This is a genomic window from Rhizobiaceae bacterium, from assembly GCA_023953835.1.
Classification (GTDB): domain Bacteria; phylum Pseudomonadota; class Alphaproteobacteria; order Rhizobiales; family Rhizobiaceae; genus Mesorhizobium_G.
On sequence record JAMLJB010000001.1, the window covers coordinates 1,076,288 to 1,099,549 of the forward strand.

The 23,262-nt window shown below is 62.3% G+C and carries 25 protein-coding genes; 17 read left to right on the forward strand and 8 right to left on the reverse strand.

The features are described 5' to 3' along the window. Nucleotides 1–33: 33 nt before the first annotated feature. The 3 genes from leuA to M9924_05060 all read left to right on the forward strand — a co-directional run bounded on the left by leuA (nt 34) and on the right by M9924_05060 (nt 3,237). A complete protein-coding gene (gene leuA / locus M9924_05050) occupies nt 34–1,752 on the forward strand; it encodes a 2-isopropylmalate synthase (protein ID MCO5063767.1) in 1,719 nt (572 codons plus the stop codon). Further along, complete coding sequence (locus M9924_05055) at nt 1,749–2,501, forward strand: alpha/beta fold hydrolase (GenBank protein MCO5063768.1); 753 nt, start codon at nt 1,749–1,751, stop codon at nt 2,499–2,501. The genes leuA and M9924_05055 overlap by 4 nt, the downstream gene beginning before the upstream one ends. A gap of 76 nt (nt 2,502–2,577) precedes the next feature. Continuing rightward, nucleotides 2,578–3,237, forward strand: a complete 660-nt coding sequence (locus M9924_05060; GenBank protein ID MCO5063769.1) for a hypothetical protein — start codon at nt 2,578–2,580, stop codon at nt 3,235–3,237. 17 nt (nt 3,238–3,254) lie between these two features. Here the strand turns inward: M9924_05060 and M9924_05065 are convergent, their stop codons facing one another. Next, on the reverse strand, nt 3,255–4,196 hold the full coding sequence (locus M9924_05065; GenBank protein ID MCO5063770.1) for a metallophosphoesterase: 942 nt from the start codon (nt 4,194–4,196) through the stop codon (nt 3,255–3,257). A gap of 52 nt (nt 4,197–4,248) precedes the next feature. On the opposite strand from M9924_05065, the gene M9924_05070 reads away from it, so the two are divergent. The 6 genes from M9924_05070 (at nt 4,249) to M9924_05095 (ending at nt 8,316) form a co-directional block, all read left to right on the forward strand. Continuing rightward, on the forward strand, nt 4,249–4,743 hold the full coding sequence (locus tag M9924_05070) for an NUDIX domain-containing protein (protein MCO5063771.1): 495 nt from the start codon (nt 4,249–4,251) through the stop codon (nt 4,741–4,743). 165 nt (nt 4,744–4,908) lie between these two features. Beyond that, nucleotides 4,909–5,415 carry an N-acetyltransferase gene (locus M9924_05075; GenBank protein ID MCO5063772.1) on the forward strand — a complete coding sequence of 169 codons (507 nt, stop codon included), beginning with the start codon at nt 4,909–4,911 and terminating at the stop codon, nt 5,413–5,415. Between the two features lie 71 nt (nt 5,416–5,486). After that, a complete protein-coding gene (locus M9924_05080; protein ID MCO5063773.1) occupies nt 5,487–6,248 on the forward strand; it encodes a 3-hydroxyacyl-CoA dehydrogenase in 762 nt (253 codons plus the stop codon). Then, complete coding sequence (locus M9924_05085; GenBank protein MCO5063774.1) at nt 6,245–7,009, forward strand: HugZ family protein; 765 nt, start codon at nt 6,245–6,247, stop codon at nt 7,007–7,009. The genes M9924_05080 and M9924_05085 overlap by 4 nt, the downstream gene beginning before the upstream one ends. A 156-nt stretch (nt 7,010–7,165) precedes the next feature. Beyond that, nucleotides 7,166–7,462, forward strand: a complete 297-nt coding sequence (locus tag M9924_05090; protein ID MCO5063775.1) for a metalloregulator ArsR/SmtB family transcription factor — start codon at nt 7,166–7,168, stop codon at nt 7,460–7,462. Nucleotides 7,463–7,521: 59 nt separating this feature from the next. Then, nucleotides 7,522–8,316 (forward strand): RNA methyltransferase, encoded by a 795-nt coding sequence (locus M9924_05095; protein MCO5063776.1) that lies wholly within the window; start codon nt 7,522–7,524, stop codon nt 8,314–8,316. Here the strand turns inward: M9924_05095 and M9924_05100 are convergent. Further along, nucleotides 8,311–9,372 carry a hypothetical protein gene (locus tag M9924_05100; protein MCO5063777.1) on the reverse strand — a complete coding sequence of 354 codons (1,062 nt, stop codon included), beginning with the start codon at nt 9,370–9,372 and terminating at the stop codon, nt 8,311–8,313. The genes M9924_05095 and M9924_05100 overlap by 6 nt on opposite strands. Nucleotides 9,373–9,463: 91 nt before the next feature. Next, nucleotides 9,464–10,033, reverse strand: coding sequence for an EipA family protein (locus M9924_05105; protein MCO5063778.1), 570 nt, complete (start codon nt 10,031–10,033; stop codon nt 9,464–9,466). A 272-nt stretch (nt 10,034–10,305) separates the two neighbouring features. On the opposite strand from M9924_05105, the gene M9924_05110 reads away from it, so the two are divergent. Then, a complete protein-coding gene (locus M9924_05110; GenBank protein ID MCO5063779.1) occupies nt 10,306–10,935 on the forward strand; it encodes a histidine phosphotransferase family protein in 630 nt (209 codons plus the stop codon). A 66-nt stretch (nt 10,936–11,001) separates the two neighbouring features. Here M9924_05110 and ctrA read toward each other — a convergent pair whose 3' ends face one another. Next, nucleotides 11,002–11,697, reverse strand: coding sequence for a cell cycle two-component system response regulator CtrA (gene ctrA / locus M9924_05115; protein ID MCO5063780.1), 696 nt, complete (start codon nt 11,695–11,697; stop codon nt 11,002–11,004). Between the two features lie 427 nt (nt 11,698–12,124). On the opposite strand from ctrA, the gene M9924_05120 reads away from it, so the two are divergent. Next, nucleotides 12,125–12,499, forward strand: coding sequence for a flagellar export protein FliJ (locus M9924_05120; protein MCO5063781.1), 375 nt, complete (start codon nt 12,125–12,127; stop codon nt 12,497–12,499). Between the two features lie 111 nt (nt 12,500–12,610). Continuing rightward, nucleotides 12,611–13,801, forward strand: a complete 1,191-nt coding sequence (gene mnmA, locus M9924_05125; protein ID MCO5063782.1) for a tRNA 2-thiouridine(34) synthase MnmA — start codon at nt 12,611–12,613, stop codon at nt 13,799–13,801. Nucleotides 13,802–13,812: 11 nt separating this feature from the next. Here the strand turns inward: mnmA and M9924_05130 are convergent, their stop codons facing one another. Further along, nucleotides 13,813–14,766 (reverse strand): Gfo/Idh/MocA family oxidoreductase, encoded by a 954-nt coding sequence (locus tag M9924_05130; protein MCO5063783.1) that lies wholly within the window; start codon nt 14,764–14,766, stop codon nt 13,813–13,815. A 260-nt stretch (nt 14,767–15,026) separates the two neighbouring features. Between M9924_05130 and M9924_05135 the strand changes: the two genes are divergently transcribed. Beyond that, nucleotides 15,027–15,302 (forward strand): DUF1153 domain-containing protein, encoded by a 276-nt coding sequence (locus M9924_05135; protein ID MCO5063784.1) that lies wholly within the window; start codon nt 15,027–15,029, stop codon nt 15,300–15,302. 4 nt (nt 15,303–15,306) lie between these two features. On the opposite strand, the gene M9924_05140 is transcribed toward M9924_05135, so the two are convergent. After that, on the reverse strand, nt 15,307–16,389 hold the full coding sequence (locus M9924_05140) for an extracellular solute-binding protein (protein MCO5063785.1): 1,083 nt from the start codon (nt 16,387–16,389) through the stop codon (nt 15,307–15,309). After that, nucleotides 16,386–17,075, reverse strand: coding sequence for a transcriptional regulator BetI (gene betI, locus M9924_05145; GenBank protein MCO5063786.1), 690 nt, complete (start codon nt 17,073–17,075; stop codon nt 16,386–16,388). Before betI ends, M9924_05140 begins: the two co-directional genes overlap by 4 nt. Before the next feature lie 250 nt (nt 17,076–17,325). Here betI and M9924_05150 point away from each other — a divergent pair, with 250 nt between their 5' ends. Genes M9924_05150 through M9924_05165 form a run of 4 tightly spaced genes read left to right on the forward strand, consistent with a single transcriptional unit; the run spans nt 17,326 to nt 21,969 of the window. Then, a complete protein-coding gene (locus M9924_05150; GenBank protein ID MCO5063787.1) occupies nt 17,326–18,945 on the forward strand; it encodes an NAD(P)/FAD-dependent oxidoreductase in 1,620 nt (539 codons plus the stop codon). Then, nucleotides 18,932–20,491 carry an NAD(P)/FAD-dependent oxidoreductase gene (locus tag M9924_05155; GenBank protein ID MCO5063788.1) on the forward strand — a complete coding sequence of 520 codons (1,560 nt, stop codon included), beginning with the start codon at nt 18,932–18,934 and terminating at the stop codon, nt 20,489–20,491. Before M9924_05150 ends, M9924_05155 begins: the two co-directional genes overlap by 14 nt. A 3-nt stretch (nt 20,492–20,494) precedes the next feature. Continuing rightward, a complete protein-coding gene (locus M9924_05160) occupies nt 20,495–21,727 on the forward strand; it encodes an aminomethyltransferase family protein (protein MCO5063789.1) in 1,233 nt (410 codons plus the stop codon). Further along, nucleotides 21,724–21,969: a hypothetical protein gene (locus tag M9924_05165; GenBank protein ID MCO5063790.1), complete on the forward strand. Its 246-nt coding sequence runs from the start codon at nt 21,724–21,726 to the stop codon at nt 21,967–21,969. The genes M9924_05160 and M9924_05165 overlap by 4 nt, the downstream gene beginning before the upstream one ends. Here the strand turns inward: M9924_05165 and M9924_05170 are convergent. Next, the gene (locus tag M9924_05170; GenBank protein ID MCO5063791.1) at nt 21,966–23,162 is read right to left on the reverse strand and encodes an aromatic ring-hydroxylating dioxygenase subunit alpha; all 1,197 of its coding nucleotides are present in this window, start codon (nt 23,160–23,162) and stop codon (nt 21,966–21,968) included. The genes M9924_05165 and M9924_05170 overlap by 4 nt on opposite strands. Between the last annotated feature and the right edge of the window lie 100 nt (nt 23,163–23,262).

Here is a 23,262-nt window from a genome sequence, read left to right on the forward strand (position 1 = left end):
GACCGGACCGCTAACGCGCCGGGAGAAGATGAAATGAACGTACCTCAATCCATTCAAACGGCGACAGGCGTCGCAAAGGGAATGCCGAGCGCGTCGCGCAAATATGAACCCTATCCGATGGTGGGGCTGCGGGACCGCACATGGCCGGAGAAGCGGATCGAAAAAGCGCCGGTCTGGTGCTCCGTCGATCTGCGGGACGGCAACCAGGCGCTGATCGACCCGATGGGCCAGGAGCGCAAGGCGCGCATGTTCCAGTTGCTGCTGGACATGGGATTCCGTGAAATCGAGATCGGGTTTCCCTCCGCCTCGCAGACGGATTTTGATTTCGCGCGCTGGTGCATCGAGGAAGGCAATGTGCCCGACAATGTCGACCTGCAGGTCCTCGTGCAATGCCGCCCCGAACTGATCGCGCGTACCTTCGAGTCGCTCGAAGGGGCAAAGACCCCCATCGTCCACTTCTACAACTCCACCAGCGAATTGCAGCGCCGCGTGGTGTTCGACAAGGACGTGAACGGAATCAAGCGGATTGCCACCGACGCGGCAAAGATGATTACCGACATGGCTGCTAAGGCAGGCGGCGGCTATCGCTTCCAGTATTCGCCCGAGAGCTTCACCGGGACCGAGCTGGAGGTCGCGCTGGAGATCTGCAACGCGGTCATCGAGATCGTGCAGCCGACCGTCGAAAACAAGCTCATCATCAACCTGCCCGCGACCGTGGAGATGGCGACGCCGAACATCTATGCCGACCAGATCGAATGGATGTGCCGCCAGATCGACAGCCGCGACAGGGTCATCATCTCGCTGCACCCGCACAACGACCGGGGAACCGGCGTCGCGGCCACGGAACTCGGCCTGATGGCGGGCGCGGACCGCGTGGAAGGCACGCTGTTCGGCAATGGTGAGCGCACGGGCAATGTGGACATCGTCAACCTGGCGCTCAACATGTTCACGCAGGGCGTGGACCCGGAACTGGATTGTTCAGACATTCCGCGCATGAAGGACGTCTACGAGTATTCAAATCAGTTGCGCATCGCCGAGCGCCATCCTTACGTGGGCGAACTGGTCTACACGGCCTTCTCGGGCTCGCATCAGGACGCCATCAACAAGGGCATGAGGGCGCTTTCTAAAGCCAACAAGGAATTGTGGGAGGTGCCCTACCTGCCCATCGACCCGCAGGATGTAGGCCGCACATATGAGGCGATCATCCGCATCAACTCGCAGTCGGGCAAGGGCGGCATCGCCTATGTGCTTCAGGCCGACTACGGACTGAACCTGCCGCGCAACCTCCAGATCGAATTCTCGAAGGATATCCAGTCCATCACCGACTCGGAAGGCAAGGAAGTCTCCTCGAAGCGCATTTATGAGCGCTTCATGAGCGTCTATGTCGACCAGCCCGGCGCGAGGTTGAAGTTCGTGGATCACAACACCTTCACCGACCCGGAAAACAAGGGCCGGAGGAAGCTCGAGGCGACGATTCTCGACAAGGGCAAGGAAGTGACGATCAAGGGTTCGGGAACGGGACCGATCGATGGTTTCGTCGATGCGCTCTCGCGCTATGTCGGCGTGCCGATGTCGGTGTTCGACTACTCGGAGCATTCGATGCAGCACGGCTCTAACGCCGCCGCGATCAGCTATGTCGAGGTCGAGCACGACGGAAAGCGGACATTCGGCGTGGGCGTCAACACGAACATCGTCGCCGCATCGCTGGAGGCCATCGTCTCCGCCGCCAACCGCATAGTTTCGAAGCCATGAGCGAACTCCACGCCGAGACGCTGCCGGGCAGCGGGACGCCTGTCGTCCTGCTGCACGGCTTCGGCTCGACATCCGCCGCCTGGGGGCCGGTGATCGAGGCGCTGGACAGCCACGCCGTGCTGGCCTACGACCTGCCGGGGCATGGCCGCTCGCTCGCCTACCCCAATGCCGGTTCGCCCGGCATTGCCGCGAAGGCGATCATCGCCGACCTTGCAGAACGCGGAACAGGCGCGGCACATTTTGCCGGGCATTCAATGGGCGGGGCCATAGCGACGCTGGTGGCGCTCATGGCACCCGAACGCGTGGCGAGCCTCACGCTGATCGCGCCCGGTGGCTATGGACCGCAGATCAATGCGCCACTGCTGCGCGACTATGGCGCGGCGGTGGAGAAGGACGAGATTACCCGCCGCTTCCTCGAAATGTGCGGGCCGGAGGCGGAAATGCCTGCCGGGCTGGCCGAGCGAATGGAGCGGGACCGTGGCGTCGCGGGCCAGCGCGAAATGCTGGAGAAGATCGCGGCGCTGATTACGCGCGACGGACGGCAGGGCGTGCTCCCGCCTGCCGATGTTGCGGCGCTTGCCATGCCGGTCGCGGTGATCTGGGGCACGGAGGATCGCGTGCTTCCATACGCCCAGATGGCCACTATGCCGCCCGACTGGACGAAGATCACGCTTGAAGGCGCGGGTCATATGCTGCTTGAGGAAGCGCCCGGCGAAGTCGCGAAGCTGATCGCACGCATGTCGGTATAACCGAACGAATCTGATGCATTTCACAAATAGCTATGTTAACGTTTTGTTCACCATACATGCGTGGTTGAGTGAAAGAATGAGTGAAGCCAGTGAAAATGTGAAAGTGCTCGATGCCGTCCGCAAACTCGACGAGGTCATTCGCTCTGTGAAGAATGCCGACGCCGACCGCGAGGATGTCGTCATAGAATTGCGCGATGCCGAGCGCATGCGGCTCGAAATACTCGCCAACGAATTGGCATCGGTCATCGCCGAGGTTCCGCCCAGCATCGATATTTTCGATTTTGCGATTTCGTCCGGCCTCAAGCCGCGCTTCTGGATCGACGGCGTGAGCCATGTCAGCATGGGGCGCGACAAGCGCACCTACCGTTTTCTGAAGGACACGCGCAACGGGCGCATCATCCTTGCCGAGTCTACGGATCCAACGCAGGTGGCGGACCAGGTGACGCGCTATATCGCGGAGCGGCTTGTCGAGCGCGAGCGCTTGCTTGTGGGCGGCGCGCCGGTCAGTTACCGCGTCGATCCCGCCTCGTCCGTCATGGGGCAGGCTGGCGGCCTCGACATGGAAGACGTCAACCCGACTGCGGCGGCTCCGGCCAAGCAGGGCGCGGACGTACCATCGACCCGCAGAAGCGGCTGGAAGTCCTTCTTCTGGGGCGTTGCGATATTCCTGCTGGGTGGCCTGTTCGGCGTCGCGCTGCTGTCCAACTATCTGTGGGATCGCATCGCCAATCCATAGAGCGTTTCAAAGCTAGTTCAATCGTCCGCCGTCGCCTTTTCAATGACGGGAATCGGGGCGTGCATCAGGTCGAGCGCCTGCATTTCCGACGGCGGCAGCGAAATGCTTGTCAGGCCGCGCCGGGTCAGCTTGAGCGACCAGTGGCCGGGCCGCCCGCCGATCTCAAAGAGGTTCCATTGTGCGGCGGGCTTTGAACCACCCGGCGCCTGTCCTGCGGCTGCGACGCCGACCACCGGGATCGGGCCGGACGGCCCTTCGATGTGAAACAGCGACGGCAGGTGGGAATGGCCATGGATGACAAGCTCCGCGCCATGCGCGCGCGCAACGCGCTGGAATTGCCCAATACCCAGAAGCCGCTTGTGCTGCGCGACAGCAGCCCGAACCGGAGGATGATGGATCATGACGATGCGAAAAAGGCCCGCCTTGGCGGTCTCGTCGAGCACCGCGCGCAGCCGCCGCGCCTGACCGCTCTTGAAATAGCCCGACGCCATGAAAGGCGCCGAAGCGCGGGCCGAGGTAAGGCCTATCAAGGCCACATTGTCGCGCACGCGCAGATAGGGAAACGTCTCGCGACCGGGCGGCGCGACCTGATCGTCGCCGGTCATCCACATCTGCCACGCACGGCAGCACTTGCCGAACGCCCCCGGCACATAGGCGTCGTGATTGCCCGGCACGACCGAGACATCGTGCGGGCGGCCAAGCGTTTCCAGCCACAGGCGCGCAATCTCCAGTTCCGCATCCAGCGCGAGGTTGACCAGATCGCCGGTCACGGCAAGGTGGTCCGGCTCATGCGCCTTGATGTCCGCGACGATGGACGCGACGATCCCGTCATGCATGGAGTGGCGGCGATTGCGGCGCCAGTTCACGTAGCCGACCATGCGCTTGGAAGCGAGTTCGCGATAGGATATGTCCGGCAGGGGGCCGAGGTGAACGTCGGAAATATGTGCGAGCCTGAACATCGTCTGTTTTTAGGGCAGCGCTCGCGGCGTTGTCACCCCGGGAATCGCGCTGATGGCGGATGAAGAAGCACGTTTCCGTCAAACGGGCTGGCCACGGCTGCGCGCCCGGCTGTTCCACACATATTTCCTGTTGCGGCGGCCCATGACCCTGGGGGTGCGCGGACTGGTCCTCGACCGCGATGCGGGCTCGGTGTTCCTGATCCGGCACACCTATGTGCCCGGCTGGCAATTGCCGGGCGGCGGGGTTGAGCGCCAGGAGACGTTCCAGCAGTCGCTGGAGCGCGAACTTGCCGAGGAAGGCAATATCGAGCTGACGGCGCCGCCGGTGCTGGCGAGCCTGCATTTCAACCGGCAGTCCAGCCCGCGCGACCATATCGCGGTCTTTCTGGTCGAAGCGTTCCGGCAGACCGGGCCGAAGCGGCCCGACAAGGAAATCGCAGAAGCTGGCTTCTTTCCGCTCGACGCCCTTCCCGCCGACACCACGCCCGCGACCCGACGCAGGCTCGGCGAGATTGTCGGCGGCCATCCCGCATCGCCATTCTGGTAGAGCCGCAACTGCGTCTGGACGCCGGGCAAATTTGGTGATAGCGGGTTCGCCCCATGAAAATTGTGTCGAAGCAGATCAGGATCGAACGACGACGACCGGCCATCGCCTGAGCGATCGCCCTTCGTGCCGCCACGCGCGGCCAATCCCTTGCTGACGAGTGACACAATGCTCCCTCTGGACGTGCTCTACCTGCCGGAAGCTCCGGCCCACGACGCCGAAATCGAAGCCATCAATGAAGAAGCCTTCGGTCCCGGACGCTTCACCAAGGCGGCCTACAAGATTCGCGAAGGCGGCCCGCATGACCGCGCGCTGTCGTTCGTGGCGATCCGCAACGGCGAGGTGGTCGCCTCCGTGCGGCTGACGCCGGTGGCGGTCGGTTCCGGTCGCGCGCTGCTGCTCGGACCACTTGCAGTGCGCCCGGCCCACAAGAACCTCGGCATTGGCCGCAAGCTGGTCGCCATTGCGCAGAAGGCGGCTGCGGACAAGGGCCACAAGGTCGTCGTGCTGGTGGGCGACGAGCCCTATTACGGCCCGCTCGGTTTTGCCATGATCCCGCCCGGGCAGATCATCATGCCCCGCCCCGTCGATCCGCGCCGCTTCCTCGCCCATGAGATCGAGCCGGGCGCGCTTGCCGGGCTGCGCGGCCAGATGAAGCACATCGACCTCGCCTGACCGCAGGCATTCCCGTTGCATGGCAGGCCCGCGCGTCTTACAGACAGGGCAAACCAATGGGGGAGAGCCGCATGAACGCGGAAGGTCAAATCGCAATCGTAACAGGTGGTGGCTCCGGCCTCGGCGAAGCAAGTGCGCGGGCGCTTGCCGCCAGGGGCGCGAAAGTCGCCGTTGTCGATCTCGGGCTTGAACGCGCCGAACAGGTTGCCGCCAGCATCGGCGGGCTCGCCGTCAAATGCGACGTTTCCGACGCGGCAAGCGCGGAATCAGCCTTTGCGCAGATCGCGGAAAAGCTCGGCACGGCGCGTATTCTCGTCAATTGCGCCGGCATCGCCATCGGCGTGAAAACCGTCGGCAAGGACGGGCCGCACCCGCTGGACGCCTTTCGCAAGGTCATCGAGGTGAACCTGATCGGCACCTTCAACATGATCCGCCTTTTCGCCGACCGCGCCTCCCGGCTCGACCCGCTGGACGGCGGCGAGCGCGGCGTGATCGTCAACACGGCTTCGGTCGCGGCCTATGATGGCCAGATCGGGCAGGCCGCCTATTCGGCGTCCAAGGGTGGCGTCGTGGGCATGACCCTGCCGGTCGCGCGCGACCTCGCACGATCTGGGATCCGGGTCGCGACCATTGCGCCCGGCATCTTCAAGACCCCGATGATGGCGGGCATGCCGCAGGAGGTGCAGGATTCGCTCGGCGCCGCCGTGCCCTTCCCGCCGCGCCTTGGCGAACCGGCGGAATATGCGGCGCTGGCGCTGCATATCGTTGAAAATCAGATGCTCAACGGCGAGACCATCCGGCTTGATGGAGCGATCCGCATGGCGCCCAGATGAGCGAGGCGAAAAAGGACGTCATCCGCCCGACAGACGCCGAGGCGGTTGCGCTCGGCAAGCAGTTGCTGCGCACGGCCCAGTTTGGCGCACTGGCCGTGCTCGACAAGGACGACGGTTCGCCATTCGTCAGCCGCGCGGGCGTGGCCACCCTGCTGGACGGGACGCCGATCATTCTCGTTTCGCTGCTTTCGCAGCACACGCAGGCGCTGCTGGCCGATCCGCGCTGCTCACTTCTGCTCGGCGAACCCGGCAAGGGCGATCCGCTCGCCTATCCGCGCATTTCGCTGACCTGCCGCGCCAAACGCATCGAGCGTGACGGCCCGGCCTACCAATCCGCGCGCCGCCGGTACCTGAACCGCCACCCCAAGGCGAAGCTCTATGTCGACCTCGGCGATTTCAATTTCTTCGCCCTGCCCATCGAACGCGCCAGCCTCAATGGAGGCTTCGGAAAGGCCTATCGCCTGACCGACAGCGACCTGCTGACAGCCGGACCGAACGAGGAACTCGATCATCTGGAGCAATCTGCGCTCGATCACATGAACAGCGACCATGTGGACGCGGTCGAGCGCTATGCGCGGGCTGCCGGGGCAAAAGACGGGCGCTGGCGGCTGGTCGGCATCGATGCCGAAGGCGTCGATCTCGCATCCGAGACGCGCTTCAAGCGGCTCCCCTACCCGCAACCTATGCAAAATTGCGGTGACCTTCGCGGAATCCTCGCGAAACTCGCACGTATTGGGGTTGCTAATGATACTGACTGCTAATACTCCTATTGTTGCATGCTGGGGGCCGACGGTTCCGTATTGCCGTTGGACGGTTGCGTGATAGTATTAGCATGTGTGAGGAGTAACATCCCGACGGAGAACTAGGATTGGCAGGGCTGTGCGGACGGCCCTTGCAAAGCTAATTGGCGGATTAGAATGCTTAACAAACAGAAAGCGGATGTAACCGGTGATGCTGCAAAGCTGCTGACAGCGTTGGGCAACCGGAAGAGGCTTGCAATCGTAGGGCATCTTCTTGACGAGGAAATGTCAGTCAACGAAATCGCGGAGCAGGTATCGCTAAGTCAATCGGCACTGTCACAGCATCTTGCCAAGCTTCGCGGATTGAACCTGGTGCAAACGCGCCGTGACCGGCAGATGATCTATTATTCCTGCAACTCTGAAGAAGTGCGCAAGATCTACAACACGCTGAACGACATATTCGGCGAAATGTAGCCAGGACACCCTCCAATGCAGATGGACCGGCCCTGTGTGGCCGGCTTATCTGTTTCTGAATGACGCTGATTCCAATAGACGACCCCGACGACCCGCGCATCGCTCCATATCGCGACATCAGGGAGCGTGATCTTGTCGGGCGCGAGGAGCGCTTCGTCGCCGAAGGCAAGGTCGTTCTTGGCATCCTCCTGCAATCGAATCGATTCCTGACTGAATCCGTCCTCTTGCTCGACCGTCGCGTGCCGCTGGTCGAAGAACAGCTTCGCGCCCGCCCGGACGTGCCGGCCTTTTGCGTCGACGCTGCGCTGATGGACCGGATCGCCGGGTTCAACGTCCATCGCGGCATCCTGGCAATCGGCAGGCGCCGACCGCTGGAAAGCGCGCAGGAGCTAGCAAGCGGCCTGCCGGACCAGGCCATGGCGGTGGTCTGCGTCGGCATATCCAACCACGACAATATCGGCTCGATCTTCCGCAATGCCGCGGCATTCGGGGCCGGAGCGGTCTTTCTCGACGGGACCTGCTGCGATCCGCTGTATCGAAAGGCGCTGCGCGTCTCGGTCGGCGCGGTGCTGAAGGTGCCTTATGCGCGCTTCGAAAGCCTCGATGCGATGCGCGACATGCTGGATGCGCAGCGCTTCCGACAGTTTGCGCTTTCCCCCGGCGGCGACACGGATATTGGCTCGGTCGCAAATGGCGGGCGCGTGGCGCTCTATGTCGGGGCGGAGGGACCGGGCCTGCCCCAATCGATCCTGCAAAGGGTCCAGACGGTGCGCATTCCGATCAGCCGCGATTTCGACAGCCTGAATGCCGCAGCGGCTACCGCCATCGCGCTGCACCGCTTCGCCGACTTATGAGGACCGCGCTGCCTCACGGCTGACACGGCGTATACGGTCCTCAAGGCTTGGCGGCGGCTCGACCGTGCGGTCGGGAAACTTGGGAGCCTGCTTGTCCAGCGCCCGCAGGATCGGCTCGCGCTGACCCTCACGCGATGCGGTCAGCACGACGACGCGCGCCGCAAGATCGTGCATGGTTTCGCGCAGCCTTGCCTCGCTGCCTTCCAGCCGCCCCTGCAACTCCTCCAGTTCGGAAACGAGCTGGAGGTTTTCCTTTTGCAGTTCGACGACCTTCAGATCGTCCGAGACGGATTCGCGCGTGCGCGCCTTGAGGCGCGCGATTTCACGCTCGCGGCGGGTGATCTTGTCATCCCGGTCGCTGATCTCCGCAACGGACCTGTCGAGCTTTTCCTGCAATTCGCGTACGCGCCTGCGCTCATATTCAATGCTGTCCGTCACGGATTTATCAGTCAGTTCCACGGTTTCGAGCTTCTTCACGGCGCGTGTGCGCTCGCGCCTCAGCTTTGCCATTTCCCGGCCCAGCCGCTCGATTTCCGTTTCATTCGCAAGGAGTTCCACGTGCCGCGCGGTCGAAGTCAGCTTCGCCTCCTCGTAAAGCTGGCCAAGTTGGCCCAGCTCCTCGATGCGGCCCGCGAGCGCGTTTTCGACCTCCTCGGCCTTGTGGGCGAATTGCTTCACAATGTCGTCGCGCGCCCTGATCTCGGCCTGAAACGTGTTCTTCAACTCTTCCAGTTCCGCGATCCGCGCCCGCAACTGATCGCGCTCGGTGGCAACCCGGTCGAGCTTGCGGCGCTGTCGCCCGAGGTCCACCGTTTGCGTCGACGATTTCGTTCTTGCGTCCGCAAGCTGCATTTCCACGCGCCGCAGCGCCATTGCATATTCCGCACGAAGCTGGTCGCGCGACGCCAGCATTTCCTCGCGCGTCAGCGGCAGCGACGCCTCGATGCCACGCCGGGTCAGCCGCACCGCCCTCTGCCAGACGGCAGGCAGCGCCAGCAACGCCACAAAGGTGGCGCAAAGGAAGCCGAGCACGAAGACAATGACGGACTGGATCACCTAAGCCTCATCGAACCGGATGCCATACCGGAATGGCCGTATGTGCCATCGAAAAAGGGCGAATCCAATCCTTTTCGGAATGCCCGATTGCTCAGAACGGGTTCCAGGTCGGGCGTTCGGTCACCTTGAGATAGCCGACATTGACGCCAAGGCGTGCGCCTACGCCCGTGCGGATCGGCACGAGCAGCACGTCGCCATGCTTCATCACGTTGAAGCCGACGCCGGCAACGACGTAGGCCGAGCCCGCGACGCCGCCAAACCTGTTGTAGAGGTTGTTGGTGTCGGTCATGTTGTACACCAGCATCATGGTGCGCGATCCCTGACCGCCGAAATCCAGCCCGATCGACGGCCCCTGCCAATAGAGGCGGTGGTCGCCCGCATTCTTGGTGTACAGCATGCCCTCGCCATAGGTGAGCCCGCCGATCCATGCGCCGGACCCTTCTTCGCCCAGCACATAGCCGTTCGGCAGGCCATAGGAAGCGAAGGCCTTTTCAACGACGCTGGCGAGCCCCCCGGAGGTCGCGCCGAAGAACCTGTGGCCCGAATCCACGATCTCCTGCATCGAATATTCGTTCGCAGCAAGCGCAGGCGCTGCCAGCGTCACGAGACCGGCGGCCGAAAGAATCAGCGCCGAACGGCGAGTCACTTTGTTGCGGTCCATATGTCCAATCTCCGTCGAGAAGCGCACGGCAGCACGGGAAAGGCGAGCTTGTCCGGCGAATGCGCCCATTGGATGAAAATTAACCGGAAAATCTTTTCCAATTGTTAACCCTGATCAAAGGTGAAACCCCTTTGATGCAGCGCCTATCTTCCCCTGCCTTCCTTGAACGGCGACTGAACGCTGTGTAACCAGAATTACTGACTAACGCCTGATTCGGACGACGCGTCGGGTCGCGCGGTAAAAAGCCTGTCCCAGCATGGAAGAATGAGCCTATGGCCGATCTTTTCAACCTGTCCGCAGCGGATCTCGCAGCGCTCCTTTGCAGCAGGGTGTGCCACGACATCATTTCGCCGGTCGGCGCCATAAACAACGGATTGGAACTACTCGATGAGGGCGGCGCCGACGAGGACGCGATGAACCTCATTCGTGCGAGCGCGCGCAACGCGTCGGCCCGACTGCAATTCGCCCGCATCGCGTTCGGGGCGGCTGGGTCGGCCGGAATGCTGATCGACACGGGCGACGCCGAGTCCGTCGCCTATTCCTTCATGAAGGGCGAGAAGCCCGAACTCGTGTGGAACGGGGCGCGCGCGCTCCTGCCCAAGAACAAGGTCAAGCTGCTGCTCAATCTCATCCTCATCGCCAATGCCGCGATTCCGCGCGGCGGCAAGATCGTGGTGACGCTGGAAAATCTTGAGACGCAACCGAAGTTCCGTCTCGCTTCGAGCGGGCCAATGCTTCGCGTGCCCGCCCGTTTCCTCGAACTGCATTCTTCGGGGAAATCCGAGGAGCCGATCGACGCCCATGCCGTGCAGCCCTATTACACGCTGCTGTTGGCGCGCGAGGCAGGCATGACGATCAATATCCACGCAACCCCGGAAGAGGTCGTCCTGACCGCCGAGTGAGCCGGCTCGTCCGATCCAAAACAAAAAAGCCGCCCGAGAGCGGCTTTTTTTCTGTCCAGTTGCGGGTCAGGCGCTTTCGCGCAGATCGTCCGGCTCGCGCAGCACATAGCCGCGGCCCCAGACCGTCTCGATATAGTTCTGGCCGCCCGAAGCCGCATCGAGCTTCTTGCGCAGCTTGCAGATAAAGACGTCGATAATCTTGAGTTCCGGTTCGTCCATGCCGCCATAGAGGTGGTTCAGGAACATTTCCTTGGTCAGCGTGGTGCCCTTGCGCAGCGAGAGCAGCTCCAGCATCTGATATTCCTTGCCGGTCAGGTGCACGCGCTGGCCACCGACCTCGACCGTCTTGGCGTCGAGATTGACGATCAGGTCGCCGGTGGCGATGACGGATTGCGCATGCCCCTTCGAGCGGCGGACGATTGCGTGGATGCGCGCCACAAGCTCGTCCTTGTGAAACGGCTTGGTCATATAGTCGTCCGCGCCGAAACCCAGCCCGCGAACCTTGTCCTCGATTCCGGCCATGCCCGACAGGATCAGGATCGGCGTCTTGACTTTCGAGAGGCGGAGCGTCCGCAGCACCTCGTAGCCGGACATGTCCGGCAGGTTGAGGTCGAGAAGTATTATATCGTAGTCGTACAGTTTGCCGAGATCGACGCCTTCTTCACCAAGGTCGGTGGTATAGACATTGAAACTCTCGGATTTCAGCATCAACTCGATGCTTTGTGCGGTTGCACTGTCATCTTCAATCAGCAGAACGCGCATCTAGATCCCCTTCTTCCGCTCAAGCCCCCCGTTTGTCACATCCCCGGGGGAGAGCAGCCATTGCCGAAGCCGAAGCTGCCACGAAATGGTTAACAAAACCTAATTACTTACGCAACGGCCAGCACCACAATTCAGAAAATTGTTCCATCTCATTGATATAGATGGTTAAAATTGATTCAGAATTTGACGCAACAGCATGAACAACCCTGCGTAAGCGACTCCAAAGACTCCCATCTTCGCCCCCACATGGTAACCGAAATTTTTACGGTGCCTTAAGGGCTTTGCCATAGGATTAACCATCCCTGTAAACGAATGGTTACCGGGCGAGCGATTGTGAAAGATTTTGTTTGTAAAGTTCCGCGGGCCGAACGGCGATTGCGGCCCGGCTGTCCAAAGGGCGGCGCCGGCGTGTTTTCGGAGTATGACGATGAAATCCTCTCGTGAAAATCTGGTCAGGCTGAAGCGCTTTCAAGTCGACGAAAAGCGGCGCCAGCTTGCACAGCTCGATCAGATGATCGCCGAATTCGACCGAATGGCCACCGAGCTGGAGATGCAGGTGGTGGCAGAGGAGAAGAAGGCAGGCATCACGGATGTCAACCATTTCGCCTATCCAACCTTCGCCAAGGCGGCACGGCTGCGCCGCGACAATATAAAAACATCCCAGATGGGCCTGATGGACCAGCGCAAGACGGCGGAAACGCTACTTGCCGAGGCAGAAGCCGACCTCGCCAAGGCGGAGCTTCTGGAATCGCGCGACGGCCGCGGGCGCGACGGCGACCACGATATCCGCAACGCGATGTAAGTCCCAAGCGCCGCCGCGCCGGGAAATGTGGGGCGCAGGTAGCGTTCGCGCGGGGGTTGACCTATATTGCTTTCGGCGCGAAGAGACCGCCGACGAGCGGAACGTGAACACATGAACAGTCTCGATCTTCCAGGGCGTCCGCAGGACACCCGCATCGTGGTTGCGATGTCAGGCGGCGTGGATTCATCCGTTGTCGCCGGACTGCTGCACCGCGAGGGCTATGATGTCGTCGGCGTCACCCTGCAATTGTACGACCACGGCGCTGCGGTCCACCGCACCGGATCGTGCTGCGCGGGGCAGGACATCGCAGATGCGCAGCGCGTGGCCGAAACGCTCGGCATTCCGCATTATGTGCTGAACTATGAATCGCGTTTCCGCGAGGCGGTCATCGATCCTTTCGCGCAGAGCTATGTCTCCGGAGAAACCCCGATCCCCTGCGTTTCCTGCAATCAGACGGTGAAGTTCGCCGACCTGTTGCAGACGGCGCGCGATCTCGGCGCGGATGCGCTTGCGACGGGCCACTATATCCGCAGCAAGGCCAATGGCGCGCACCGCGCACTCTATCGCCCGGTCGATACGGACCGCGACCAGAGCTATTTCCTGTTTGCCACGACGCAGGACCAGATCGACTATCTGAGGTTTCCGCTGGGCGGCATGCCGAAGCCCGCTGTCCGGGCAATCGCGGAAGAGATGGGGCTCGTGGTCGCCGCGAAGCCCGACAGCCAGGACATCTGCTTCGTGCCGCAGGGCAAGTATTACGACATCATCGCCAAGCTGCGCCCGACAGCGGCGACCCCGGGCGACGTGGTGCATATCGACGGGCGCACGCTCGGACGCCATGAAGGCATCCTTCACTATACGATCGGCCAGCGGCGCGGCCTCGGCATCGCCTCCGGCGAGCCCCTCTATGTCGTGCATCTGGATGCCGAGCGCGCCCGGGTGATCGTCGGCCCTCGCGAGGCGCTGGAAACGCATCGCATTTACCTGCGAGACGTCAACTGGCTGGGCGACGTCGCGATCGACGGGATACCGCCCGAAGGGATCGAACTATACGCGAAGGTGCGCTCCACCCGCCCTCCACGCCCCGCGCAACTGCATCATGCGAACGGGGCGGTGTGGGTCGATCTTTCGGCCGGCGAGGCAGGCGTCGCGCCCGGCCAGGCCTGCGTGCTCTACAGCGACGACAGCAATGAGGCGCGCGTTTTCGGCGGCGGCTTCATCGAGAGGTCGGAACGCAGCCACGAAGCCGAGACCATGCTGGCGCGCCTTCGCATGACCTCTTTGCAGGGCGCTAACGCGTAAACGCCTACTCGTCAGTCGTGACTTACGGTTCCGGCCGTCAGGATTTTCAGCACATCCACCGCTTCTTCGCCGCTGGTGCGCGGTGCTTCGCGCGTGCGGATGCAGTGGATGAAGTGCTCAAGCTCGCGCGTGAGCGGCATGCCCTGCTCGACGTGGACGTAGGACGGCTCGTTATGTGTGAAGGCCCAGTGGCCGCTGTCCTGCCAGACCGCATGGCGATAGACCGCAAGCTTGCGCTCCCATGGCTCGACATCGTCGAACACGGCCATGGCCTTGTTGCCGACCACGGTCAGCCGCCGCTCACGGTAAGGATTGAGCCGCGAGGTGAAGAGGTGGCTGCGCAACCCGTTGGGGAAGCGCATGTGCAGATGCGCGAAATCGCTGAGATGGTCGAGCAATGCCGCGCCTTCGCCGCGCACTTCGACTGGCGCCTGCCCGGTGATCGCAAGAATCATTGACAGATCGTGCGGCGCGAGGTCCCACAACGCATCGTTTTCCGTATGGAACTTGCCAAGACCCAGCCGGTGCGAATGGATATAGCGCACCTCGCCCAGTTCTCCGGCATCGATCAACGCCTTGAGCTTTTCGAAAGCCGGATGAAAGCGCAGCACATGGCCGACCATCAGGATGCGCTTGTTGGCGTGCGCCGCCGCCACGGCGCGCTCCGCATCGGCCACTGTCAGCGCGATGGGCTTTTCGACCAGCACATCCTTGCCGTTTTCCACCGCCCTGATCGCGGTTTCGGCGTGAAACTGCGGCGGCAGGGCCATGACAATCGCATCGACATCGCTGCGCGTGAAAAGCTCGGCGGGGTCGATTGCCTCGACGTCCTGATCGCTCGCAAAGCCCTCGGCGCGGGCCATGTTCTCATCTGAAACGGCGTGAAGCGCCCCGAGGGACGAAAGGGTGCGAATGTGGTTCGACCCCCAGTAACCACAACCCAGAACAGCAATGCGCGGCTTCATACTTAGGACCAGCAAGAATTTTGCGGAGACATAACGAGGCGTTGCACCGAACTCAAGCTGTCGGGGTCGTCAACTAGACGCAGATGCCAGTCACATTGCGTGAAAATTCGTCGGCCAAGGAACTGCCGCACCGGCGCCACACGTACTAACAGTTCCTTTACAAAGCTTATCAGTTGATTACCAACCACTTAGGCAATTTTTAAAGCTGTTTGTTTAGCTTGAATCCGATTGGTTCAATTGTGTTTTGTATCGAGAGTAGCATGACCGATCTGATTAGACCGCGTGTCAAATATGTCATTGGACCGGATGGGAGCCCGCTTACAATTGCGGACCTGCCCCCGTCCAACACCCGTCGCTGGGTGATTCGCCGCAAGGCCGAAGTCGTCGCTGCCGTGCGGGGCGGCTTGCTCAGCCTCGAAGAGGCATGCCAGCGCTACAAGCTCACCACGGAGGAATTCCTCTCCTGGCAGGCGTCGATAGACGAATTCGGCCTCGCCGGGTTGCGGACAACGCGCATCCAGCAATACCGGCACTAGCCGCTCAGTATCCAGCTTTGATCTTTTCGAATTCCTCGATCATCTTCTGGCGCAATTCAGTCGGCAAGGGCGACTGGAACAGCGTCTTGTCGAGAAATTTGTCGACGTCGGCATAGCCCTGCTCGGCAACCACCGCCGGGTCGATCCCGCTCATCGCCTTGGCGTTTGCGTGGCCATAGCCCCAATCGGTGAGCAGGTAAGTGGCCACTTCGGGCGTGTTGATGGCGTTGAGATAGTCATAGGCCTTGTCCACACTGCCGGGACCGTCCTTGATGCGTACATATCCGCAAACCCAGGTCGAAAGCCCTTCCTTTGTGTCACGGGTCGATTTGATCGGCGCACCCGCAAGCGCGGACTGCACCGCGGCGTCGTTCCACGCCCATGCGAGGTCGACCTCGCCGCCGCTCATCGCCTGAACGATCTCGGTCGTATCGGTCCAGTAAAGGCGCACATTCTTGTGGACCTCCCGCAGGAAATCTGAAGCTTCCTTGAACTGTTCGTCAGTCATCTGCGTCCAGTCCTTCAGACCGATGGCCAGCGCGGCCAGCGCATAGGCATCGTCTACATTGTCACCAATGGAAACGCGGTCCTTGAATTTTGGATCGGCCAGCGAGCGCAGGGACCCGATGTCAGCCGGATCGACCTTCTCGGAATTATAGGTCAGCAGTGAATTTCCCCATTCCCACGGCAGGAACCATGCCTTGCCGTCGGCGGTGGAGACGAGGTCCTTCATGCCCATGATCTGCGGGTTCATGTCCGCCCATGCGGTGATTTTGGACGTGTCGAGCGGCTCAAGCAGACCGGCGTCACGCCATTTCGCAACGCTCTGGGAACAGGGGTGGGCAAGATCGGTCTTGAAGCCGGAGCGCAGCTTCTGGAACGCTTCTTCCTCGTCGCCGAAGAAGGTGAAGGTCGGAGAATCCCCATGCTTCGCAACATAATCGGGGTGAAATTCGGGAGCTTCGTAGCCGGACCAGTCGAATATGGTCAGTTCGCCATCGTCGGCGGCGACAATTCCCGCCAGAGAAAAGGAAAACAGCCCGGCGGCAGCCAGGCCAATCGCTGTGCGTCTCAACAATCCCGTCATTCCGATTTCCCCTGTTTTTCTTCTTTCGTTTCCTTTGGTCGTTCGAAATGCTTCGGAAAGGCAACCGCCAGATATTCCAGCGCGCTTTCCAACGCGCCCTGACGGTTCAGATCCGCAGTTCCCATCATCAGCCGCAGCCAAAGCCCTTCCAGCGTCGCGCAGAGCGCAAGGGCGATGGCGTCCGCATCGAAATCATAGCCGGCCTCACGCTTGAGCGCGTGGCACAGATCGGCGAAAATCCTTTGATAGGATTCGTCGCGCGCACCGCACAGCGCCTGGTAGGTCGGGCGGGACTTTGCCTCGCCCCAGAAGGCGCACCACGCCGCAAGCTTTCTCTTCGTGCAAATGGCGCGGTCGAAGTCCGCCGCGACGAGAGCGCGAAGCTGGTCGGCGGGAATGTCCCCGGCCTTCTCAAGGCTCGTCCGCCAATGCGCCGCATACTCGTCCGACATATATTGCAGGGTCGCGACGAGCAGCTTTTCCTTGCTTTCGAAATGGAAGTTCACGATGCCCCGCGACAGGCCCGCCCCGTCGGCGACATCGGCCATCGTGGTTTCCGAATAGCCGCGCCGGGCAAGGGAGTCGATGGTGGCCTCGATGAGCTGCTGGCGACGCACATCCTTGGCCGCCGTTCGCGGCCTGGCCTTCTCGCCCGAAGTTCCTTTGCCGGATAACGACCTGGTCATTCTGTCCATGCCCGACTCACTCGCGATGCGCGGGATGCGCCGCTGGCGCAGTTGAGACGAGGGAGTGTCGGCAATGTCAAGTGCCATTAAACGACTCCGGGCGAGCGGGACGCAATGCAGGTGCATGTACGGCCCAAGCCTAACCCGTGCCGCAAGAAACGCAAGTCTATTTGTTGAACGTACATTCAATTGCTATGGACAGCGAGGCTTTGCTCGTGGCAGATTTCGGGCAATGGGAGATGCGCCTGCCATGAAAAGCTTTGACGTGATCGTCATTGGCGGCGGCCACAACGGCCTTGTGAACGCGTGCTATCTCCAGCGCGCAGGGCTGGACGTGGTCGTGCTGGAACAGAAGGACTGGGTGGGCGGCGCGGCAACCAGCCGCTCGCTGACACCAGGCTTCACCTATTCGAACTGCTCCTATGTGTGCTCGCTGTTCCGGCCCGAGATCATGCGCGACCTTGAACTGCCGCGCTTCGGGCTGCAGGTCATCCCGTATGAGGGCGGCGCGGTCTTCACGCAGGATGGCGACTATCTTGCCAACTATCGCGACCACCACGCGCACAGGCGCGAATTCGCCCGCTTTTCGCCGCGCGACGCCGAATCCTACGAGCGCTATGCGCGGGACGTGACGCGGCAATGCCGCTTCATCCAGCCGCTGCTGATGCGCACCGCGCCGGACCCGACCAGTTTCAGGCCGCGCGACATCGGCGAGCTGATCTATCTGGGGCGCAAGTTCGCCGGCATGACGCCGGAGGAGATGGCGCTGACCCTGCGCTTCTGGACCATGTCCATTTCCGATTTCCTCGACGAATATTTCGAGACGGATGTCATCAAGGCGAACTTCGCGCTGTCGGGAATCATCGGAACCGCTCTTGGCCCGATGTCGCCGGGCACGGCCTATGTGCTGCTGCACCATTATATGGGCGAGGTCGACGGATCGGTCGGCGCATGGGGCTATGCACGCGGCGGAATGGGCGCGGTCACGCAGGCGCTGGCTGCCTCCTTCGAAGCGTCCGGCGGCACGATCCGCACGGGCGCGGAAGTCGAGCAGGTGCTGGTGAAGGGTGGTCATGCCGAAGGAGTGGTGCTTTCGGGCGGCGAAGAGGTGCGCGGCAGGCTGATCGTTTCCAATGCCGACGTGAAGCGCACCTTCCTGAAACTGGTCGAACCGAAAGAGCTTCCCGACATTTTCCTGCGCCGCGTCAGGAATTTCAAGATTCGCGGCTCCTCGGGCAAGGTCAACATCGCGCTCGATTCGATGCCGGTCTTTCCGGCCCTCCCGGATGACTCGCCCTGCTACCGGGGCGACCTGCATTTCACGGATTCGGTGGAGCGCATGGAGCGCGCCTATGATGACTGGAAGGCGGGGCGCTGGTCCGCCGATCCCTTCATCGACATGGTGATACCGACGACGCTCGACCCGACGATGGCCTCGCCCGGCAAGCATTTCATGAGTTGCTTCGTGCAATATGCCCCGCCGAAGGTCGAGGGGCGCGATTGGACCGACGCGGACCGCGACGGGTTCGCAGAAAGCGTCATCTCGCAGATCGCGGATTATTCGCCCGGCTTCCGCGAGCGGATCGTGCACATGGAAGTGCGCACACCGCGCGAAATCGAGGCGGAAACCGGCCTGACCGAAGGCAATATCTTCCAGGGTGAACTCACATTCGACCAGTTGCTGTTCAACCGGCCCGTCCCCGGCTATGCGCAATATCGTTCGCCGGTCGGCGGACTTTACATGTGCGGCTCGTCCACCCATCCCGGCGGCGGGGTGATGGGTGCGCCGGGGCGCAACGCCGCTGTCGAAATCCTGCGCGACCTGAAGCGCGGCGCAAATCACATGAGTGCGGCCCATGACGTCATTTGATGCCATCGTCGTGGGCGGCGGCCATAACGGGCTGGTGGCCGCCGTGGTGCTGGCCAAGAGCGGGCGGCACGTCGCGCTGGTGGAGGCGGGCCCGGAGCCTGGCGGGCCGGCGCGTACCGAGGAGTTTCATCCGGGCTTTCGCGTATCGGTCGCGCATATCCTGAACCGGCTTCACCCCGAAGTGGTCAAGGCACTCGCTCTCGAAGCCAACAGGCTGAGCCTCGCACAATCCGAAATGCCAAGCGTTGCGCTGTCGCCCGGCGGCGAGCCGCTGGTGCTGACCGGCGCCTATGGCGAAGGTCTCCTGGGCGCGCAACCGAGCGAAGCGCAGGCATGGTCGGACCTGCGCGCGCAACTGGTTCGCTATGCGGGCATATTGAAGCCCATGCTGACGCGCAGGCCGCCGGACCTGTCGGGCATGTCGTTCGGCGAGACATCGGCGCTCGGCATGGTCGGACTGTCGCTGCGGCGTCTCGGCAAGGAGGACATGCGCGACTTCCTGCGCATGCTGTTGATGAACGTCGCGGACGTGACAGACGATTGCCTGACCGACGACCGGCTGAAGGGCCTGCTCGCCTTCGACGCGGTGTTGGGCAGCCATCTTGGGCCGCGTTCGCCGACATCGCTGCTCGGCCTCTATTATCGGCTCACGGGCGAAATCGCCGGAAAAACCGGCGCGCAACTCATGCCGCGCGGCGGCATGGGCGCAGTGGTCGCGGCGATGGCACATGCGGCGGGCAAGGCGGGCGTTGCGTTGCGCATGAACGCTCCCGTTGCGCGAATCAGCGTGCATGAGGGAAAGGTTGCGGGCGTCGTGCTCGACAATGGCGAGGAATTGTCCGCGCCGGTCGTGCTGGCGGCGACGAACCCCGCAACCGCGCTGATGCAACTCACCGGGCCACGAAACTTCGATACGGGCTTTGTGCGCAAGGTCAGGAACATCCGGATGAAGGGCTCGGTCGCAAAGCTGCATCTGGCGCTTGACGGAGTCCCCGCTTTTACGGGCGTGGCGGAGGACGATCTGCGCGGCAGGCTGGTGCTTGCGCCTTCGACTGACCATGTCGAGCGCGCGTTCAACCCGTCGAAATATGGTGGCTTCTCGCCCGAACCCGTCATGGAGATCGTGCTGCCGAGCCTGAGCGACCCTTCCCTCGCGCCTGCCGGGGGCTGCGTGCTTTCGGCAAACATCATGTTCGCGCCCTATGTGCTGAAGGAAGGCTGGCAGAAGGGCAAGGCGAAATTCCTCAAGGCCGTGATGGCGCAGCTCGAAAGCGTTGCGCCGGGCATCGGAAAGCTGGTGCGCCACGCCGAGCTTCTGGTGCCGCCGGATTTCGAGCAGCGCTATCGCATGCCGGGCGGACACTGGCACCACGGCGAATTGCAGGCCGACCAGATGCTGATGTCGCGGCCGGTCGCGGGCTGGTCGGGATATGACACGCCGGTCGAGGGGCTTTATCTCGCCGGGTCCGGCTCGCATCCGGGCGGCGGCATATCCGGCGTGCCGGGGCTGAACGCAGCACGGCGCGTGCTGGCGAAAAAGGGTTGAGCAATGACTGCCGTTGCCCCGACGAAATCCCGCAGGATACTGGCCGAACAGGCGCATTTCCGCACGCTGCGTCTGCCCTCGCCCTTCCAGCCGCGCCTTGAGGCGCTGGCCGCGCAGCAGGATTGGTACGACTGGGCGGGCTACAAGGCGCCACACGCTTTGTGGGACGACGAACTGGAATATTTCGCGATCCGCAGCCAGGCGGCGCTGTTCGACATTTCCCCCATGGTCAAGTACCGCATCGAGGGGCCGGATGCGGAAGCCTTTCTCAACCGCGTCACGCTGCGTGACGTGGCGAAGCTCAAACCGGCCCGTGTGCACTACACGGCCTGGTGCGATGACGAGGGCCACGTGCTCGATGACGGCACCCTGTTCCGCTTCGCGCCGGACCGCTTCCGGCTTTGCTGCCAGGAGCGGCACCTGCCGTGGCTGCTGGACAGCGCCGTCGGCTATGATGTGAACATCGTCGAGGAAACGCAGGATGTGGCCGGTCTCGCCTTGCAGGGGCCGACCTCCTTCGCCGTGCTGCGCGATTGCGGGTTCGAAGGCGTCGAGAAGCTGAAAATATTCGATATTGCCGAATTTGCGCACGAAAAGGGGGCGGTCACGATCTCCCGCACCGGGTTCACGGGAGATCTCGGCTGCGAACTGTTTGTCTCGGCCAGGCATGCGCTCAGCCTTTGGGATCGCCTGATCGCGGGCGGGCGGCTGCACGGCATCAGGCCGATCGGCTACACCGCGCTGAACCGGGCGCGCATCGAAGCGGGGCTTATCGTCGCCAATGCGGATTTCGTGACCGCCGAGCATGCGATCCGCGCCGACCGCCTGCGCATGCCCGACGAAATCGGGCTGGGCTTCATGGTCGATCCGGCCAAGGGACATTTCAACGGTCAGCACGCCATTCTTTCCGCCCGGAGGAACAAGACGTTGAAGCACATTCTGGTGGGGCTGGAGATCGAGGGGAACATCCCGGCGGAGAACGCCATCGTCTATCATCGCGGCAAGCGGGAGGTCGGCCTTGTCAGCGCCGCCATCTGGTCGCCGACTGCCAAGCGCAACATCGCAATCGCCAGCCTGGAGCGGCCCTATGGCGACACGGTGCTGGACGATCTCTGGGTCGAAATCTACGCGATGCGCGAGCTACAGTACCACAAGATGATGAAGCGCGCGAAAGTGGTGCCGCGCCCCTTCGTCAAGCTCGACCGCCGCACCGCCAACCCGCCGGGCGAACGATGAGCGAACCGGACGAGGAAGCGGAAAACTGGTGGCTGGTCCTCTCCCCGGTCGGCGAGGCGTGGTCGGGCCGCGCGCGGTATGCGGCGGCGATGTATTTCTACCGGCGCGGCGAGATGAATGCGGAGACGCTGGAGGTCTACCGGCTCTCGTCGCGGCTCGACAATCAGGATCCGCTATCGATCATCCGGGAGCGCGGCATCGGTAAGGACTGGCTGACGAAAGTAGAGGCACACGCGAGCTAACTCGCGCGCATCTCCTCATTGATCCGAGCCATGTCCTTTTCGCGCGGGGCGTCATCGAGGTTCAGCACCGGCAATTCCCTGCGCAGGTGATCGTGGTGCGTGCGCACGCCATATTCGAGGTCCGAGAGGAAGAAGCCCGCAAAGGCCTGCGATTGCATCGCCTCGTTCGACCAGACTGACAGTTGCACGTCCTCTGCCATGGTGTCGCGGTCGATGCGCATGGCGAGGTAGCGCGCGGCAACCTGCTCCCGGCTTTCGTCGCGGAAGCGATAGACCGAGCCGCGCAGCACGGATTCGCCGGTCGAGAGCGGGAATTCCTGATAGAACTGCACCGACTCCGGCATCAGAGTGATGACATTGTTCGGAAACAGCCCGTAATAGATCCATGCCTTGCGCAGGTGCTCAGGTAGATGGGTCGGCTCCGGCGCGATGCTGACATAGTTCCTGACGCTCCAGCGCCGCCCCGCATGCGGGTTGTAGGTCGCAAACGAACGCGACACGCCGTTGACGAACGGCTCGTCGAAATAGGTCGAGCCGTAAAGGTCCTGCAAGGCGGGATGCGCCATCGCGACGTGATAGCCCTCATTGTCCACATCACGCACCGACTTCCAGTTCACCGGCGTGGTCTGCGTCCACGGCTCCGCGACCGGCACGAGGTCGGCAATGTTGTAGTGGGAGATTTCCCCTTCGATCGGCCTGAACAGTTCGGCCACGGACGGTTGCGGACCGCGCCGGAAGCGGATGAATACGAACCCCATCCAGATTTCCAGATCGAGCGGGATCAGGCCGAATTCGGTCTTGTCGAGGTCGGGGAAGCTGCGCGGACGCGCCGCGCCGCGCAAGGTGCCATCCAGATTGTAGACCCATCCGTGAAACGGGCAGACCAGCGCATTCCTGCAATGGCCCTTTTCGTCGGCCACGACCCGCGATCCGCGATGGCGGCAGATATTGTGAAAGGCGCGCACCACGCCGTCTTTGCCGCGCAGGACGAGCGCGCGCTCGCCCACCGCGTCGAAGGTGAGATAGTCGCCCGGTTCGGGTACGTCCGCGACATGGCAGGCGATCTGCCAGTGATTGCGGAACAGGTGCTCTTTCTCCAGCTCGAGAAAGGCAGGGCTGTGATAGCTCCAGCCCGGTAGGCCACGCCGGTCCCAATTGTCCGGCACTGCCACATTGAGCAGGTGCTGGTCCATTTTCATAGCTCTAACTTATTGAATATTCATTCAATAGAAGCATATTTCTCATTAAAACGCAATGCGTTAGAAGATATTTCAATTAATCCATTGATCTGGT

Coding starts and splice junctions, on each gene's coding strand:
- M9924_05105 (MCO5063778.1), bottom strand. CDS start 10,033: ATGGACCGCAACAAAGTGACTCGCCGTTCGGCGCTGATTCTTTCGGCC.
- ctrA (MCO5063780.1), bottom strand. CDS start 11,697: ATGCGCGTTCTGCTGATTGAAGATGACAGTGCAACCGCACAAAGCATC.
- M9924_05130 (MCO5063783.1), bottom strand. CDS start 14,766: ATGAAGCCGCGCATTGCTGTTCTGGGTTGTGGTTACTGGGGGTCGAAC.
- mnmA (MCO5063782.1), top strand. CDS start 12,611: ATGAACAGTCTCGATCTTCCAGGGCGTCCGCAGGACACCCGCATCGTG.
- M9924_05120 (MCO5063781.1), top strand. CDS start 12,125: ATGAAATCCTCTCGTGAAAATCTGGTCAGGCTGAAGCGCTTTCAAGTC.
- M9924_05155 (MCO5063788.1), top strand. CDS start 18,932: ATGACGTCATTTGATGCCATCGTCGTGGGCGGCGGCCATAACGGGCTG.
- M9924_05170 (MCO5063791.1), bottom strand. CDS start 23,162: ATGGACCAGCACCTGCTCAATGTGGCAGTGCCGGACAATTGGGACCGG.
- M9924_05085 (MCO5063774.1), top strand. CDS start 6,245: ATGAGCGAGGCGAAAAAGGACGTCATCCGCCCGACAGACGCCGAGGCG.
- M9924_05065 (MCO5063770.1), bottom strand. CDS start 4,196: ATGTTCAGGCTCGCACATATTTCCGACGTTCACCTCGGCCCCCTGCCG.
- leuA (MCO5063767.1), top strand. CDS start 34: ATGAACGTACCTCAATCCATTCAAACGGCGACAGGCGTCGCAAAGGGA.
- M9924_05140 (MCO5063785.1), bottom strand. CDS start 16,389: ATGACGGGATTGTTGAGACGCACAGCGATTGGCCTGGCTGCCGCCGGG.
- M9924_05075 (MCO5063772.1), top strand. CDS start 4,909: ATGCTCCCTCTGGACGTGCTCTACCTGCCGGAAGCTCCGGCCCACGAC.
- M9924_05070 (MCO5063771.1), top strand. CDS start 4,249: ATGGCGGATGAAGAAGCACGTTTCCGTCAAACGGGCTGGCCACGGCTG.
- M9924_05160 (MCO5063789.1), top strand. CDS start 20,495: ATGACTGCCGTTGCCCCGACGAAATCCCGCAGGATACTGGCCGAACAG.
- M9924_05110 (MCO5063779.1), top strand. CDS start 10,306: ATGGCCGATCTTTTCAACCTGTCCGCAGCGGATCTCGCAGCGCTCCTT.
- M9924_05055 (MCO5063768.1), top strand. CDS start 1,749: ATGAGCGAACTCCACGCCGAGACGCTGCCGGGCAGCGGGACGCCTGTC.
- M9924_05150 (MCO5063787.1), top strand. CDS start 17,326: ATGAAAAGCTTTGACGTGATCGTCATTGGCGGCGGCCACAACGGCCTT.
- M9924_05060 (MCO5063769.1), top strand. CDS start 2,578: ATGAGTGAAGCCAGTGAAAATGTGAAAGTGCTCGATGCCGTCCGCAAA.
- M9924_05090 (MCO5063775.1), top strand. CDS start 7,166: ATGCTTAACAAACAGAAAGCGGATGTAACCGGTGATGCTGCAAAGCTG.
- M9924_05095 (MCO5063776.1), top strand. CDS start 7,522: ATGACGCTGATTCCAATAGACGACCCCGACGACCCGCGCATCGCTCCA.
- betI (MCO5063786.1), bottom strand. CDS start 17,075: ATGACCAGGTCGTTATCCGGCAAAGGAACTTCGGGCGAGAAGGCCAGG.
- M9924_05080 (MCO5063773.1), top strand. CDS start 5,487: ATGAACGCGGAAGGTCAAATCGCAATCGTAACAGGTGGTGGCTCCGGC.
- M9924_05165 (MCO5063790.1), top strand. CDS start 21,724: ATGAGCGAACCGGACGAGGAAGCGGAAAACTGGTGGCTGGTCCTCTCC.
- M9924_05135 (MCO5063784.1), top strand. CDS start 15,027: ATGACCGATCTGATTAGACCGCGTGTCAAATATGTCATTGGACCGGAT.